General features: G+C 66.6%; 4 protein-coding genes. 3 read left to right on the forward strand and 1 reads right to left on the reverse strand.

Features of this window, described 5'->3' with window-relative positions; all coding sequences use genetic code 11:
* Position 1: 1 nt before the first annotated feature.
* From ACMGT0_RS16365 to adeC, 3 genes are all read left to right on the forward strand, one after another.
* Positions 2-13,609, forward strand: coding sequence for an amino acid adenylation domain-containing protein (locus tag ACMGT0_RS16365; RefSeq protein WP_416768990.1), 13,608 nt, complete (start codon positions 2-4; stop codon positions 13,607-13,609).
* Positions 13,610-13,880: 271 nt separating this feature from the next.
* Positions 13,881-14,708, forward strand: coding sequence for a helix-turn-helix transcriptional regulator (locus tag ACMGT0_RS16370; RefSeq protein WP_054063317.1), 828 nt, complete (start codon positions 13,881-13,883; stop codon positions 14,706-14,708).
* A complete protein-coding gene (gene adeC, locus ACMGT0_RS16375; protein WP_054059179.1) occupies positions 14,705-16,120 on the forward strand; it encodes an AdeC/AdeK/OprM family multidrug efflux complex outer membrane factor in 1,416 nt (471 codons plus the stop codon). The genes ACMGT0_RS16370 and adeC overlap by 4 nt, the downstream gene beginning before the upstream one ends.
* An 87-nt stretch (positions 16,121-16,207) precedes the next feature.
* On the opposite strand, the gene ACMGT0_RS16380 is transcribed toward adeC, so the two are convergent.
* Positions 16,208-17,746, reverse strand: coding sequence for an AMP-binding protein (locus ACMGT0_RS16380; RefSeq protein WP_416768991.1), 1,539 nt, complete (start codon positions 17,744-17,746; stop codon positions 16,208-16,210).
* Positions 17,747-17,882: the final 136 nt, after the last annotated feature.

A 17,882-nucleotide genomic window follows, 5' to 3' on the forward strand; every position in this document is an offset into this window, starting at 1 on the left:
ATTGAATTCACATAACGATAGTCTCGACCAGTTGAAACGTGCCGCACTGCTTCGTCTGCTCAAGCAACGCGGTGCGACACGGGTCATCGATACCGTCCCTGACGCCATGCCTGCGGTGGACCGCAACGGCCCGCTGGCCTTGTCGTTCGCCCAGCAACGCCTCTGGTTCCTCGACCAGCTGGACCCGACGGCCAGTGCCGCCTATCACATGCCGGCCGCACTGGTGCTGCAGGGCCCGCTGGACCGCAACGCCCTCAAGGCCGCCCTCGATCGCCTGGTTGCCCGCCATGAAAGCCTGCGCACCACCTTCCGCCGCGAGGGCGAGCAGCCGGTGCAGGTCATTGCCGCGGCAGACTGCGGCTTCAACCTGGTGGAGCACGACCTGCGCCACCTGCCCCGGGACCAGGCCGAACAACAGGCCGTGCAACTGAGCGAGCAGGAAGCGGCGGCGCCCTTCGACCTGCTCCACGGCCCGCTGATCCGCGGCAGCCTGCTGCGCCTAGCCGAGGATGAACATCGCCTGCTGATCACCCAGCACCACATTATCTCCGATGGCTGGTCCATCGGCGTGCTGGTCAAGGAATTCGCCGCGCTGTACCAGGCCTTCAGTACCGGTCAGCCCGACCCGCTGCCCGCCCTGACCCTGCAATATGTCGACTATGCGGCCTGGCAACGCCAGCAGCTGGAGGGCGAACGCCTGAACCGGCATGTCGAGTACTGGCGCAGCCAACTGGCCGGTGCCCCGGCCCTGCTGACCCTGCCCACCGACCGGCCGCGCCCGGCCGTGCAGAGCTACAAGGGCGAGACCCTGGGCTTCGACCTGCCGGTGGCGCTGTCCGAGGCCATCGGCAAGTTCGCCCAGTCCCGCGCCGCAACTCCGTTCATGACCCTGATGGCCGCCTGGGCGGTCCTGCTGGGCCGAATCAGTGGCCAGCAGGACGTGGTGATCGGCACCGTGACCGCCAACCGCGACCGCCCGGAGGTGCAGGCGCTGATCGGCTTCTTCGTCAACACCCTGGCCCTGCGCGTGCGCCTGGACGCCAACCCGACCCTCGATCAGGTGCTGCAACAGGTCAGGGAACTGATGCTGGAGTCCGCCAGCCGCCAGGACACGCCGTTCGAGCAGATCGTCGAAGCCCTCAAGCCACCGCGCAGCGCCAGCTACAGCCCGGTGTTCCAGACCATGCTCTACACCAATGCCGGCGGTGCCGGCGGGCAGTTGCAGTTGCCGGGGCTGAACCTGCAGTTCCTGCCGTCGCACAAGGACAACACCCAGCACGACCTGTCGCTGCACATCGATGAAGGCGGTCCGAGCCTGTCCTGCAGCCTGTCGTACTCCACCGCGCTGTTCGACGCCGGCACCATCGAACGCCTGGCGGCGCGCTTCGAGCGCCTGCTGCGTTGCTTCACCGAAGCCCCGCAGACCCGCATCGGCGCCCTGGAACTGGACCCGGCCCCGAGCCTGCCCGAAGTCACCCGGCAGGCGCCGGTCGCGCAGCGCACGCCGCTGTCCTATCACCAGGAGCGCGTCTGGTTCGTCGATACCTTCGAAACCGGTTACCTGTATGAAGCCAACCCGGTCTACCACAACGTCGCCCTGTTGCTGGAGCTGTCCGGCGAGTTGAATGTCGCGGCCCTGCAAGCGGCCCTCGACGGGCTGCTGGCCCGTCACGCCATCCTGCGTTGCCGGGTGCATTCCGACGGTGCCACCGCCTGGCAGAGCTTCGACGCAGCGGCCAGCCTGACGCTGGAACAGTTCCAGGCGGCCCCGGGCGAGCTGAGTGCCCTGGCGCTGGCGCAGACCCGCCGCCCACTGCAAATGAACGGCGGCAGCCTGGTGCGTGCCAGCCTGGTGCGCGCCGACGGGAACGACGCCGTGTTGGCCCTGGCCGTGCATCACCTGCTGGCCGACCGCACCTCCCTGCAGTTGCTCAAGCGCGACCTGCTGGCGCTCTATGAAGCCGCCTGCGCCGGGCGCGAGGCCCTGCTGCCGCCGCTGGCCCTGAGCTACGCCGACTTCGCCGCCTGGCAACGCCAGTTGCCCGCCGCCGTGCTGGAAAACCTGCGTGCCTACTGGTCCTACCAGCTGCGTGGCAAGCTGCAGGCCCTGGAACTGCCACTCAACCGCCCACGGGCGGCGGTCCATGTCTTCACCGAAGCCACCCATGAGTTCGTCATCGAGGCGGCGCTGGTCAAGCGCCTCGGCGATCTGGCCCGCGAGGTCGGCGTCGGTACCGACAGCCTGGCCCTGAGTGCCTTCACCGCCCTGCTGCGGCGTTATGCCGGGCACGACGAACTGGTCGTCGGCACCAGCGCGGCATGCCGCGAACCGGCCCTGCAGGACGTGGTGGGGCCGCTGGACAACCTGGTGGTGATCCGCAGCCACTGCGACAGCGACACCACCCTGCTGGCGCTGCTGGAGCAGACCGCCGGCACCCTTTCCGACGCCCGGCGGCATCGGCACATGCAGTTCGACCAACTGGTGCTGGCGCTCAATCCGGCCAAGGACATGAGCCGCACCGCACTGTTCGACGTGCTGTTCAACTTCCAGCAGGCCAGTAACCAGCGCACCCTGGTGGCCGGGCTCGAGGTCAATACCCTGGAAACCAACCTGGGTTATGGCAAGAACGACCTGCACCTGTTGATCGATGCCGGCGAACAGCAATGGCGCGGGCACCTGGCCTACAACGCCGACTTCTTCGACCCCGAGTTCATCCACCAACTGATGCGGCACTACGTGCGCCTGTTGCAGGCGCTCGTCGACACCCCGCAGTTGCGGGTCGATGATGTCGCCCTGCTGGACGCGGTCGAGCGCCAGCGGCAGATTCTCTATTTCAATGACACCGAGGCCGCCTGGCCCGACACCCTGACCCTGCACCAGATCTTCGAGGAGCAGGCCCGCCAGACGCCGGACCGTATCGCCGTCAACCTGGGCGAGGAACGCCTGAGCTATCGCCAGCTCAACGAACAGGCCAACCGCCTGGCGCACAGCCTGCGCGATGCCGGCGTCCAGCCGCAGGAACTGGTGGCCATCGTCCTCGAACGCTCGCTGGCCATGATCGTTGCCACGCTGGCGGTGCTCAAGGCCGGCGCCGCCTACGTACCGATCGATCCCGCTTCGCCGGCCGAGCGTATCGCCTACGTATTGCGCGACAGCGGCGCACGCAAGGCCGTCGCCGGCCGGGAAACCAGCCCGGCGCTGCTGGCGCTCGGGATCGAAGTCTTCTCCAGTGACGCCCACGCGGACACCGGGGGCAGTCCCCGGGATCTGGCCAACCTGCCCAACCTCAACGCCCCGGACCATCTGTGCTATGTGATCTATACCTCGGGCTCCACCGGCGAACCCAAGGGCGCGTTGCTCGAACACCGCAACGTGGTACGCCTGCTGCACAACAATCGCTCGGCCTTCGATTTCAGTGCCGAGGATGTCTGGTCGCTGTTCCATTCCAACGCCTTCGACTTCTCGGTCTGGGAAATGTACGGTGCCCTGCTTTTCGGCGGCCGCCTGACCCTGGTGCCCGAGGCCCTGCGTCGCGATCCGGGGGAACTGCTGGCGTTCCTCGAACGTGAACAGGTGAGTGTGCTCAACCAGACGCCGTCGGCCTTCCTGCAACTGAGCGCGGCCGCACTGGCCGGCCACGATGTACGCCTGGAACGCCTGCGCTATGTGATTTTCGGCGGTGAAAGCCTGGAACTGGGCAAGCTCGATGCCTTCCATCGTGCCTTCCCCCAGGTGGCGCTGGTGAACATGTACGGCATCACCGAAACCTGCGTGCACGTGACCTACAAGGCGATCGGCGCGGCGGACATCGCCGCCGGCATTTCCAATGTCGGGCGGCCGATCCCGACCACCGTGGCCTACATCCTCGACGCCCAGCAACGGCTGCTGCCGATCGGCGTGGCCGGGGAAATCTGCGTGGGCGGGCTGGGGGTCGGCCGCGGCTACCTGAACCGCGAGGCGCTGACCGCCGAACGGTTCATCGCCGACCCAATGCGCCCCGGCGAACGCCTGTACCGCTCCGGTGACCTCGGCAAGCTGCTGGACAACGGCGAAATCATTCACCTGGGCCGGATGGACGCCCAGGTGAAGATTCGCGGCTTCCGTATCGAACTGGGGGAAATCGAGGCCAAACTGCTGGCCTGCGACGGCGTGCGTGAGGCGCGGGTGCTGGCCCGCGATGATGCGGCCCAGGGCAAGCGCCTGATCGCCTACCTGATCCCGCAATCCTCGAACCGCCTGGACGTGGCAGCGCTGCGCAAGCAACTGGGCGCCACCCTGCCCGACTACATGATTCCCACGGCCTTCGTCAGTGTGGCCGCCTACCCGCTCACCGGCAACGGCAAGCTGGACCAGGACGCGCTGCCGGCGCCGGATCTGGACGCCATGTCCGAGCGCGGCTACACCGCGCCCGAAGGTCCCACCGAACAGGCCCTGGCGCAGATCTTCCAGGAACTGCTGGGGCTGGAGCGCGTCGGTCGCCACGACAGTTTCTTCGAACTCGGCGGCCACTCCCTGCTGGCCGCGCAACTGGTGTCCCGCGTACGCCAGCAACTGGGCGGCGAGATGATGCTGCGCCAGCTGTTCAGCCATCCGACGGTGGCGGAGCTGGCGCGCGTGGTCAGTGGCCTGCAAACGGCCGCCAGCGACAGCATCACCGTCGTCGAGCGCGACGTGCCACTGGCGCTGTCGTTCGCCCAGCAGCGCCTGTGGTTCCTCGACCAGCTCGATCCCGGTGCCAGCAGTGCCTACCATATGCCGATGTCGCTGCTGTTGCGTGGCGATCTCGACCGCAGCGCGCTGAAAGCCGCGCTCGACCGCCTGGTGGCGCGCCACGAAAGCCTGCGCACCACCTTCCAGCGCCAGGGCGAGCAGCCGGTGCAGATCATCGCCCCGGCCGATTGCGGTTTCAGCCTGGCCGAACAGGACCTGCGCGCGCTGTCCTACGAGCAGGCCAGCCTCAGTGCCTCGCGCATCGGCAACAATGAAGCGACGGAGCCCTTCGACCTGCAACGCGGCCCGCTGATTCGCGGACGCCTGTTGCGCCTGGCCGATGACGAGCACATCCTGCTCATCACCCAGCACCACATCATCTCCGATGGCTGGTCGGTGGGCGTACTGGTCAAGGAATTCACCGAGCTTTACCGGGCCTTCAGCCAGGGCCAACCGGACCCGCTGCCGGAGCTGTCGATCCAGTATGCCGACTATGCCGCCTGGCAGCGTCGCACCTTCACCGGCGAGTACCTGGCCGAACAGGCCGAGTTCTGGCGCGGCCACCTCGGCGGAGCGCCGGCGCTGCTGTCGCTGCCCACCGATCGGCCACGTCCGGCGGTGCAGAGCTACCGCGGCGGCGACGTGCCGGTACAGATCGCTCCGGCGCTGTACCAGCGCCTGGAACGCTTCTGCCAGGCCAACAACGTCACCCTGTTCATGGCGCTGCTCAGTGCCTGGTCGGTGCTGATGGCCCGCCTGGGCAATGAACGCGACGTGGTGATCGGTGTGCCGACGGCCAACCGTGGCCGCACCGAAACCGAAAACCTGATCGGTTTCTTCGTCAATACCCTGGCCCTGCGCGTGGACCTGGGGCAGAACCCGAGCGTCGGGCAGTTGCTGGCACAGGTCCGTCAGACCCTCCTGGCGGCCCAGGAGCATCAGGACATTCCGTTCGAGCAGGTGATCGAGGCGTTGCAGCCACCGCGCTCGCTGAGCCACAACCCGCTGTGCCAGGTCGCCCTGTCGCTGGACAACACGCCGGTCGGTGCCGAGCAAAGCCTGCCCGGGCTGAACGTGATCCCCGTGGCCCAGGCCCATGAAACCGCACAATTCGACCTGATGCTGACCCTGGGCAGCGAAGGCGGCAACCTGAGCGGGGTGATCGAATATGCCAGCGACCTGTTCGACCGCGGCACTGTCGAACGCTTCGCCCAGCACTTCCAGACTCTGCTCGAGGCGCTGGTGGCGGATGTCGAGCAGCCGGTGCTCGGCCTGCCCTTGCTGACCCCGGCGCAACGCCAGGCCTCGCCGGCCCTGCGGCCGCCCAAGGCGGTGTTCCCGGTCGAGCAGTTGATTCACCAGCGTTTCGAAGCCCAGGCGCAAGCGCACCCACAACGCACCGCCCTGGTCTTCGGCGAACAGACACTGAGCTACCAGGCGCTCAACCGCCGCGCCAACGGCATCGCCCGTGCCCTGCTCGCCCAGGGTGTGCGCCCCGATGACCGGGTGGCAATCCTGTCGTTGCGCGGTGTCGACCTGCTCTGCGCGGTGCTGGCGGTGCTCAAGGCCGGCGCGGCCTATGTGCCGCTGGACCCGGCCTACCCGGCCGAACGCCTCGGCTACCTGCTGGACGACAGCGCGCCAGTGGCGCTGCTGGCCCAGGCCGACTGCCTCGACGCCCTGCCGCCGCATGCCGTACCGGTGTTGACACTCGATGAGCTCAACCGCGCGGACGCCGCCAGTGACAGCAGCCTCGACCGCAACCCACAGGCCGATGAGCTGGGCCTGACACCACGGCACCTGGCGTATGTCATCTACACCTCGGGTTCCACCGGCCTGCCCAAGGGGGTGCTGGTGGAACACGGCAACGTCGCCCGCCTGTTCGACGCCACCGCCGAGCTGTTCGACTTCGATCACAACGACACCTGGACGCTGTTCCACTCCTTCGCCTTCGACTTCTCGGTCTGGGAAATCTGGGGCGCCCTGAGTTACGGCGGCAAGCTGGTGATCGTGCCGAGTGACGTCGCCCGTTCGCCGGACGACTTCTACGCGCTGGTCTGCCAGCAGCAGGTCACGGTGCTGAACCAGACGCCGAGCGCCTTCCGCCAGTTCATCGAAGCCCGCGGCCGCAGCGCGCAGGAGCATGCGCTGCGGGAAGTGATCTTCGGTGGCGAGGCCCTGGACTTCCGCAGCCTGCGGCCGTGGACGGCGACCACCCCGCTGTCGCGTACCCGCCTGGTGAACATGTACGGGATCACCGAGATCACCGTGCACGCCACCTACTACCCGGTCAGCCAGGCCGAGATCGACGCCGCCGCGCCCAGCCTGATCGGCCCGGCGCTGCCGGACCTGTGCCTGCGCATCCTCGACGACTACCAGCAGCCGGTACCGGTGGGCGTCAATGGCGAGATCTACATCGGGGGTGCCGGGGTCGCCCGGCATTACCTGAACCGCGACGCGTTGAATGCCGAACGGTTCATCGCCGACCCCTACTCCGACCTCCCCGGTGCGCGGCTCTACCGCACCGGTGACGTCGCCCGCTACCGTGCCGATGGTGGCGTGGTCTACGTCGGTCGCAACGACTCGCAGATCAAGATCCGTGGTTTCCGTATCGAACTGGGTGAAATCGAAGCGCAACTGCAGGCCTGCACCGGTGTGCGCGAAGCCATGGTGATCGTGCGCGAGGACCAACCCGGCGACAAACGCCTGGTGGCCTACCTGATCGCCGAGGACGGCAGCAGCCTCGATGCCTCGGCCCTGCGCAGCCATCTGGCCAGCGTCCTGGCCGAACATATGCTGCCGAGTGCCTTCGTGACCCTCGCCGCCTGGCCGCTGACCACCAATGGCAAGCTGGACCGTGCGGCGCTGCCGGCACCGGACCGCGATGCCGCGGTGAGCCGCGACTACGAGGCGCCGTTGGGCGAGATCGAACTCACCCTGGCCCAGGCCTGGCAGGAACTGCTCGGTATCGAGCGTGTGGGGCGCCAGGATCACTTCTTCGAACTCGGCGGTCACTCCTTCCTGGTCATCAGCCTGATCGAGCGCCTGCGCCAGGCCGGCCTGCAACTGGACGTGCGCACGGTGTTCTCGGCACCGACCCTGCAAGCCATGGCCACCGTGCTGGCCGGTGGCGACAATGCCGAACGGCAGGTGCCGGCCAACCTGATCCCGGCCGATTGCACGGCCCTGACGCCGGACATGCTGCCGCTGGTGACCCTGAGCCAGCAGGAGATCGAGCAGATCGTCGCCGATGTGCCCGGTGGCGCGGCCAACGTGCAGGATATCTACCCGCTGTCGTCCTTGCAGGAAGGCATCCTGTTCCACCACCTGTTGCAGTCCGAAGGCGATGCCTACCTGATGCGCACCGTGGTGACCTTCACCAGCCGCACCCTGCTCGATGACTTCCTCGGCGCGGTGCAGGTGGTGATCGACCGCCATGACATCCTGCGTACCGCCCTGCGCTGGCAAGGCCTGCCGCAACCGGTGCAGGTGGTCCATCGTCGCGCCCGGCTGCCGGTGGTCACACTCGACTGCGCGCCCGGCGTGGACGCCTTGCAGATGCTGCGTGAACGAACCGACACCCACCATTTGCGCCTGGACCTGCAACAGGCGCCGCTGATCGCCGCGTACGTCACCTACGATGCCCCGCGCGAACAGTGGCTGCTGGCGTTGCTCGACCATCACCTGGTCAGCGACAACGTGACCTTGCGCCTGATCATGCGCGAGATCCAGGCGGTCCTGGCCGGGCAGGCCGACCAACTGCCACCGTCCCAGCCGTACCGCAATTTTATCGCCCAGGCCGCCAGCATCTCCCAGGCCGAGCATGAAGCCTACTTCCGCCGCCTGCTGGCGGATGTCGACGCCACCACTGCGCCCTACGGCGTGCTGGATGTGCATGGCAACGGTGCCGGGATCCAGCGTTCGGTGCAGCACCTGAGCGAAGACCTCAGCCAGCGCGTGCACCGCAGTGCACGGGCCCAGGGCGTACCGACCTCGGTACTGTTCCATGCGGCCTGGGGCCTGGTGGTCGCGGCCACCAGCGGACGCGACGACGGGATCTTCGGCACCGTGCTGTCGGGCCGTTCCCAGGGCACCACCGGCGCCGACCAGGCATTGGGGATGTTCATCAACACCCTGCCGATGCGCATTCGCCTGCAACACACCAGCGTGCGCGATATCGTCCAGGATGCCTACCAGCAGCTCAGCGAACTGCTGACCCACGAACAGGCGCCGCTGGCCCTGGCCCAGCGATGCAGTGCGGTGGATGCCGCGCTGCCGTTGTTCACGGTGATCCTCAACTGCCGCCACGGCGATCTGGTCAACGCCTCCGGGGAGGACGTCGAGGACATGGCGGACCATGACGGCATCCACTTCCTCGCCTCGGAAACCCGTACCAACTATCCGATCGAGATTGCCGTGGCCAACGTCGGCGAGGTGTTCTCCCTCACCGCACAATCGATCAGCGGCATCGACCCGCACTGCATCGCGGCCTACCTGGGCCAGGCCGTTGCCGAACTGGTCGATGCCCTTGAACAGGACCCCGCACGCCCGGCCGCCGACCTGAAGGTCGTGCCCGAAGCCGAACGGCAACGGTTGCTCAACGACTTCAACGACACCGCCACCGACTTCGGACCGGCCCAGCCGATCCATGCCCTGTTCGAGGCCCAGGTCCGTGCCAACCCCGACGCCGTGGCCCTGGTCTGCGAAGACCGCCAGTTGAGCTATCGCCAGCTCAACCGCCGCGCCAACCATCTGGCCCGGCAACTGCTGGCACTCGGCGTACAACCGGACGAACGCGTGGCCATCTGCGCCGAACGCAGCCTCGACATGATCGTCGGCCTGCTCGGCGTGCTCAAGGCCGGGGCCGCCTATGTCCCCATCGACCCGGCCCACCCGGCCGAGCGCATGGCCTTCATGCTCCAGGACAGCCAGCCACGGGCAGTGCTGACCCAGGCCGCGCTATCGCTGCCGGCCGGCGACCTGCCGCTGTTGCTGCTGGACACCGCCGAATCGCTGCAGGCCGTACAGGATGAGGCCTTCGACGCCAACCCGGTCGTTGCGGACCTGACGCCTGAGCACCTGGCCTATGTGATCTACACCTCCGGCTCCACCGGCCAATCCAAGGGCGTGATGGTCGAGCACCGCTCGGTGTTCAACTTCTGGCACGTGCTGACCCGCACCACCCACCAGCACTGCCCGACACCCGCCACCGTGGCGCTCAATGCCGGCTTCTTCTTCGACATGTCGATCAAGGGCATCTCGCAGCTGTTCTCCGGGCACAAGCTGGTGATTATCCCGCAACTGATCCGCGCCAGCGGCAGCGAGCTGCTCGACTTCCTCGAACAGCACCAGGTGCACGCCTTCGACTCGACCCCGTCGCAGCTCGACACCCTGCTCGCCGCCGGCCTGCTGGAGCGTCGCAGCTACCAGCCGGTCAGCGTGCTGCTCGGTGGCGAGGCAATCAACGCCAGTACCTGGGAGAAGCTGCGCAACTGCCAGAGTATCCGCTTCTACAACATGTACGGCCCGACCGAGTGCACGGTGGACGCGACCCTCGACCTGATCCGCGACCTCGGAGAGAAACCGAGCATCGGCCGGCCGTTCGCCAACGTCCAGGTGCATGTCCTCGATGCCCGGGGCGAGCCCGCGCCGCTGGGCGTGGCCGGGGAAATCCATATCGGCGGCGTCGGTGTGGCCCGTGGCTACCTCAACCGCGACGCGCTGAGTGCCGAACGCTTTATCGCCGACCGCTTCAGCAAGGTGCCCGGGGCCCGCCTGTACAAGACCGGCGACCTGGGTCGCTGGCTGGCCGACGGCACCCTGGAATACCTGGGTCGCAACGACTTCCAGGTGAAGATCCGCGGTTTCCGCATCGAACTGGGGGAAATCGAGAATGCCCTGCTGGCGGTTCCGGGTGTTCGCGAAGCGGTGGTCATCGCCCGCGATGACAGCCAGGGTGACTCGGATAACCAGCGGCTGGTCGCCTATGTCTGCGGCGAGCCGGTGCCGGCCGAGCAGTTGCGCAGTGCCTTGCTGGGCGGTCTGCCGGAATACATGGTGCCCAGCGCCTTTGTGCATCTGGACAAGCTGCCATTGACCGCCAACGGCAAGCTCGACCGTCGCGCCCTGCCCGCTCCTGGCCAGGACGCCCTGGCCAGCAAGGCCTACGAGGCGCCGCAAGGCGAGACCGAGGAGGCCATCGCCGAGATCTGGAAAGGCCTGCTGCACCTGGACCAGGTCGGCCGGCATGACGGTTTCCTCGAACTGGGCGGACACTCGCTGCTGGCCGTGCAGTTGCTCTCGCGGCTGCGCCGCAAGCTCGGCGCCCGGATCAGCCTGCGCGAGCTGTTCGACGACCCCACCGTGCGGGGCCTGGCCGCGCTGGTCAACGCCAGCGCACCGAGCGAGGCACAATCGATTCCCCGGGCCAACCGCTCGGGTCGGCTGCCGCTGTCGTTCGCCCAGCAACGCCTGTGGTTCCTCGATCACCTCGATCACGCCGCCGGTGCCGCCTACCACCTGCCGATGGCCCTGCGCCTGAGCGGCCGGCTGGACAAGGTGGCCTTGCAGGCGACCCTGGATCGCCTGGTCATGCGCCACGAAACCCTGCGCACCCGTTTCGAACTGGTGGATGGCGAGCCGCTGCAGAAAATCGCTCCGGCCGATACCCGCTTCCCGCTGACGGAACAGGACCTGCGTGCGCTGTCGGCCGAGTCCCGCGAGGCCACGCTGGCCCGTCTCGGCCAGGACAATGCCACACAACTGTTCGACCTGAGCCAGGGGCCGCTGGTGCGCGGCCAACTGCTGCAAGTGGCGGACGACGAGCATGTGTTGCTGATCACCCTGCACCACATCGTTTCCGACGGCTGGTCCAACAGTGTCCTGGCCCATGAAGTGAGCGTGCTGTACAACGCCTTCAGCCAGGGGCAGAAGGATCCGCTGCCGGCCCTGGCGCTGCAGTACGTGGATTATGCCGCGTGGCAGCGTCAGGCCCTGGACGGCCCGGCGCTGCAGGCCCAGGTCGACTTCTGGCGCAAACACCTGGAGGGTGCGCCCACTCTGCTGAGCCTGCCGCTGGATCGGCCACGTCCGGCGATCCAGAGTTATGCCGGCGGCATCGTCGAGTGCGCCTTCTCGCCAAGCCTGAGCGCCGACCTGCGCGCCTTCAGCCAGGCCCAGGGCAGCACGCTGTTCATGGTGCTGCTGGCCGGCTGGTCGGTATTGATGCACCACCTCAGCGGCCAGCACGATGTGGTGGTCGGCACCCCCGTGGCCAACCGCCAGCGGCCGGAACTGGAGTCGTTGATCGGTTTCTTCGCCAACACCCTGGCGCTGCGTATCGGTACCGACCGCGAGCTGCGGGTGAGCGACCTGCTCGGCAGGATCAAGGACCTGACCCTGGCGGCCTACAGCCATCAGGACCTGCCCTTCGAGCAGGTGGTCAGCGCCCTGCAACCGACCCGCAGCATGAGCCACAGTCCGTTGTTCCAGGTGATGCTGAGCCTGGACAACACCCCACCGGCTCCGCTGCAACTGCCCGGGCTGCAGGTGGCGTCCCTGGACAGCGCCCACCGCACCACGCAGTTCGACCTGTCGTTGTCGCTGGTGGACACCGGCGAACGTATCCGCGGCAGCCTGCAATACGCCAGCGACCTGTTCGACGTCAGCACCGTGCAGGCCATTGCCGAGCTGTTTGCCAAGGTCCTGGAAAATCTGCTGGGCGATGCACAGCAGTCCATCGGCCAGTTGCTGGAGAACACGCCGGCATTGCCGCGTTCGGCCGATGCCGTGGCGATCGCGGCACCGGTCGAGGAGCCGCGGCCCGAGCCGCGGCCTTACGAGGCGCCGCTGGGCGATACCGAAATCGCCATCGCCCAACTCTGGAAGGAGCTGTTCAAACTGGAGCAGGTCAGCCGGCATGACGATTTCTTCAGCCTCGGCGGTATTTCGCTGATGGCCGTGCAGATGGCCTCGCGCCTGCGCAAGGTGCTCGGCAAGCCGATCGCGGTGCGTGACCTGTTCGTCGAGCCGACCATCGCCGGCTTCGCCCGGACCCTGGACGGCCAGGCGCGTCCCGGTCAGCACGGCAACCTGGTGGCTGTGCGCCGCACGGGCTCGCAACGACCGTTGTTCCTGGTCCACCCCCTGGGCGGTGAAGTGCAGTATGCCCGCGATCTGGCTCCGGCACTGGACCCGCAGGTACCGGTCTACGGCCTCGCCGCCAGTGGCCTGGTCGCCGGGGAAACGCCGCTGTTCGAGGTGCCGGCCATGGCCGCGCGCTACCTGGCAGCCATTCGCCAGGTCCAGCCGCAAGGCCCTTACCGGATCGCCGGCTGGTCGGCCGGTGGCCTGATCGCCTATGAAATGGCCAGGCAGTTGCAGGCCGCGGGTGAGTCCCTGGAGTTCGTCGGCATCATCGACGCTTCGGCACGTCCCGAGCCGGCCCCGGCGCAGTCCTTGAGCGAAGCGCAGTTCCTGATGGCCTGGCTGCCTACGCAGGTCGAACCCCAGGTGCGGCAGCAACTGGCCGCACTGGCGCAGGAGAATGCCATCGAGGCGATGCTGGCGTTGTGCATGACTCATCGCCTGCTTCCGCAAGAGCTGCCCCAGGACGTCGATGCCGACCTGCTGCGGAGCCATCTCGCGGTGGCCTATGCGATACGCCTGGCCATTGGCGCCTATGTGAGCCCGGCCAGCTCGCTCAAGGTCTCGCTGTTCACCGCCAGCGGGCAGGAACGCAACGATCCGCTGTTGGGTTGGGGGGCGTTGCTGGAAGCCGCGCCAGTCGTCACGGCACTTCCCGGAACGCACAACACGCTGGTCCAGCCACCCCATGTCGGGGCCCTGGGCCAGGCGATCTCCCGGGCGTTGAGGGAGAGTGCCGTTCAATCATCCTGATGGAGAAGCGCTTCACTCTGGGAAAGTCGGCGCCAGCTAAACTGGCGCCGGCTCAGCCGTGTAGGATGTCCCTGTTTTCTACTACAGACTTATCCTACGTAGCTGGGTCTAATGATTCAGTACTGAATCGTTTTTGTGGATGGATTCACACGTCATGCCTGGGCTGCCAGGTATCAGGCAAGAAATGGTTTGAGCGTCGAAGGGTAATGGACGGATCGCCTCTGCCCTGCCGACAGAATTGCAAGCTATTACTGATATGCAGGATCAGCATATGAGCCCACGAACGAATGTCAAAGAAGCAAAGAACGCCCATATCTATCAAGAACTGGGGAGACTGATTTCCAGCATCGGGGACGAGACGTTTCTGAGCAACATGCATCAGTTGGTCAACGCCTCGGTGGCTGTCAGCCGGATCGAACTCAGCGAATGGACCGTCGACGACAGCCAGTCGTCGGTTGTCGATGTCCAACTGCTGGGGCATGCGGGCCTCGAATTGAGCCCGCAAATGCAGGCGGTCTGTCCGACCAACGCCATGCACCGCAACGACCACCCTCTGGTCAAACGGGTGCTGGAGGTGCAGGACGCACTGCTGATTCATCTGAACGCCCGGATGAAAGACGAGAAAGACAACAATTGCCTCGGCACGTCCCATCAATGCAGTCTCATTTCACGCAAGGCCAACCGTTGCTGCGTGATCTCGCTGCACCGCCCGCGGGTGGAACGCGATTACTCCCTGCAGGAGCTGTCCTTCCTCAAATGCCTCTCCGAGACGTTGCTGCCGCTGGCGCAAAGACACGCCCGTGCCTGTCGACAGGCCAGCGCCAGAAACCCGCAGGGCAAGACAGCCCATGCCTCGAGCCTGGAACAGACACAACTGCAACAGGAGTTCGGTGAGCGCTTAAGTGCCTGCGAGATCACGTTGTCGGCACGGGAAAAGGAGGTCTGCCTGGGATTGCTGGCCGGCGGTACCGTACCCGAGATCGCGGAGAAACTCTGCGTCAAGAACAGTTCCATTGAAACCTACCTCAAGCGCTCCGCCGCCAAACTGGGTGTCAGCGGGCGACATGGATTGGCCAAGTGGATGATAGGAGCAGAATGAACAGATCCCTCAGTCCCTGGTTGCTGGCCGCGCTGGCCCTGGGCGGTTGCTCGCTGATTCCGGACTACCAGCGCCCGGCGGCGCCGGTCGCCGCCCAATACCCCGGCACACCCGATCAGGCCACGGCCCCGGCGACGCTGGCGGCGGACGTCGGCTGGCGAGAGCTGTTTCGCGACCCGACACTGCAACAACTGATCGAAAGCGCCTTGCGCAACAATCGCGACTTGCGCGTGGCGGCCCTCAACGTCGAGGCCTTCCAGGCGCAATACCGGATCCAGCGCGCCGACCTGTTCCCGGCGATCAGCGCCACTGGCAGCGGCACGCACCAGCGCGTGCCGGCCAGCATCACTCAGACCGGCAAGGCGGCCATCAGTCACAGCAACTCGGTGACGCTGGGCATCAGCGCCTACGAGCTGGACCTGTTCGGGCGTGTCCGCAGCCTGAGCGACCAGGCCCTGCTGACCTACCTGTCCACCGAGCAGGCCCGCCGCAGTACCCAGCTGAGCCTGATCGCCAGTGTCGCCAATGCCTACCTGACCTGGCGCGCCGACCAGGAACTGCTGGCCCTGACCCGGGACACCCTCGCCTCCTACGAGCAGAGCCTGCGCCTGACCGAACACAGCAACCAGGTCGGTACGGCCTCGGCCCTGGCCCTTAGCCAGTCGCGCACTTCGGTGGAGAGCGCCAGGGCCAGCCTGGCGACCTTCCAGCGCCAGGTCGCCCAGGACCTCAACAACCTGACCCTGCTGGTGGGAGCACCGGTGGCGGACAGCCCGTCCAGCCAGCCGCTGGCCGCCGACTGGATCGCCGAACTGCCGGCGGGGCTGCCTTCGGACCTGCTGCAGCGACGTCCGGACATTCTCCAGGCCGAATACCAGCTGCAGTCGGCCAATGCCAGCATCGGGGCCGCCCGCGCGGCGTTCTTCCCGAGCATCACCCTCACCGCCAACGCGGGCACCTCCAGCAATGAATTGTCGGGGCTGTTCAAGGGCGGCTCGGGAAGCTGGCTGTTCCAGCCGCAGATCAACCTGCCGATTTTCAACGCCGGCAGCCTGCGGGCGAGCCTGGACTACGCGAAGATCCAGAAGGACATCCGCGTTTCGCAGTACGAGAAATCGATCCAGACCGCCTTCCAGGAGGTCTCCGATGGCCTGGCCGCCCGCCAGACCTACAAGGACCAACTGCAGGCGCAGGACGCTCTGGTACAGGCCAACCAGGCGTATTACCGCCTGGCCGAGCGTCGCTATCGCGTCGGCGTCGACAACAGCCTGACCTTTCTCGATGCCCAGCGCTCGCTGTTCAGTTCCCGACAGACCCTGATCACCGACCGGCTGGCGCAACTGAGCGCCGAGGTCAATCTGTACAAGGCCCTGGGCGGAGGCTGGATGGAGCGCGGCGGCAAGAACCTCTGAGGAGCAGACGATGGGCTGATGCGGGCGCTCGCGGCGATCATCGCGCCTGGGCCCGCATCGCCATCGCTCGCACCGCCGCTACCACCCTCAGGGAATGCAGGCCTCGCCGGCATGGCGCTTGAGCCACTGGCGCAATTCGGTCTTGAGGATCTTGCCGACGTTGTTCCTGGGCAAGGTGCTGCAGAGGATGTACCTGTTCGGTTTCTTGAATGTCGCCATGCGCTGGATGAACCAGGCGTCGAGCGAGGATTCATCGAGCGTCCCGGCACTACGTGGCACGACGAACGCCACCACCGACTCGCCCAGCTCGGCATCGGGTTGCCCCACCACGCAGACATCGAAGACCTGCGGATGCTGCGCCAGCACTTCCTCGACCTCCCTTGGATACACGTTGACTTCACCGCTGATGATCACGTCCCTGGCCCGGTCAGTGAGCGTCAGGTAGCCGGCATCGTCGATAAAGCCCACGTCGCCGGTCAGCAACCAGCCATCCACCAGGGTACGCCGTGTTGCCAGGTCGGTCCCCCAGTAGCCGCGCATGACCGTGGGCCCACGCACGGCGATTTCCCCCAACTGCCCGCACGGCAGCGGCTCATGTCCGGCGTCCAGCACACGCAGTTCCAGGCACGCCAGGGCCCGCCCCACGGACGCGGCCAGCCTGGTCCAGTCGGGGTGGCTTCGAGCCGCGACCACCTCACGGGACAGGCTGCTGATCAACGGGCTTTCGCCTTGACCGTAGATCTGCACCAGCCGCGGACCGAACGTGTCGAGCGCTTCTTCCAGATCCGCCAGGTACATGGGCGCGGCGCCATAGACAATGGTCTTGATGCCCTCGCCGCCATAGCCCTGGCGGCGGGCCTGCTCGACCATCTGCCGCAGCGTGGCCGGTGCCACGAAGACACAGACACGCTCCAGTCGTGCGGCCAGCTCGAACAACTCATCGGCGTTGAAACCGCGGGAATCCGGGACTACGTGACGGGCGCCGCAGCGCACGTGGATGCAGCTCAACAGGCCGGAACCATGGGACATCGGCCCGGCATAGAGCACGGCATCCTCGGCGCTGACCGGGTCGACATCCAACTGATAGCACAGCGACATGGCAACCAGATTGCCATGACTGAGCATCACCCCCTTGGGACGCCCGGTCGTGCCCGAGGTATAGAACAGCCACGCCAGGTCGTCGGCATGCCGTGGGCAGGGCGTGTCCGGCAGTACCGCATCCATCGGAGCGAGCGCGCCCATGTCCTCCCGTTCCAGCTCACGACATCCGCGGGGCAAGGCCTCGCGCGGGAACAGTCCGCCGTTATCGGTAAAGATCAGCCGGGCCTGGGCGTCGCCGATGATGCAGCTGGCTTCGCTGGGGTGCAGCTTGCAGTTGATCGGCACCGCCACGGCACCGACCCACCAGATGGCATGGAGCAGTTCGAGGTATTCACAGCAGTTGGGCATGAACAACGCGATGCGGTCGCCGGGAACGATGCCGTGCTCGCCGGTCAGATAGGCGGCACGGTGGCGGACCAGTGCGGCAAAAGTGCCATAGTCGGCCACCTCCCGCGTTCCCTCGAACAAGGCGGGCCGCTGCGGACAACGCCGGCCGGCGTCATCCAGCCAGTTGGCGATATTCATTGCTCAGCTCCTGCGTGCCTGAAGGAGCGAGGTGCGGGCCTTTTCCCTGTTGGCGGCACAATCGCCGGGACACGCGAAAGGCAAACAGCTGGCCGCGACAATGGGGACACGGTCATGGATCATGGCGATTTCCTTC

The sequence above is a fragment of the Pseudomonas sp. RHF3.3-3 genome (assembly GCF_048069595.1).
Classification (GTDB): domain Bacteria; phylum Pseudomonadota; class Gammaproteobacteria; order Pseudomonadales; family Pseudomonadaceae; genus Aquipseudomonas; species Aquipseudomonas fuscovaginae_B.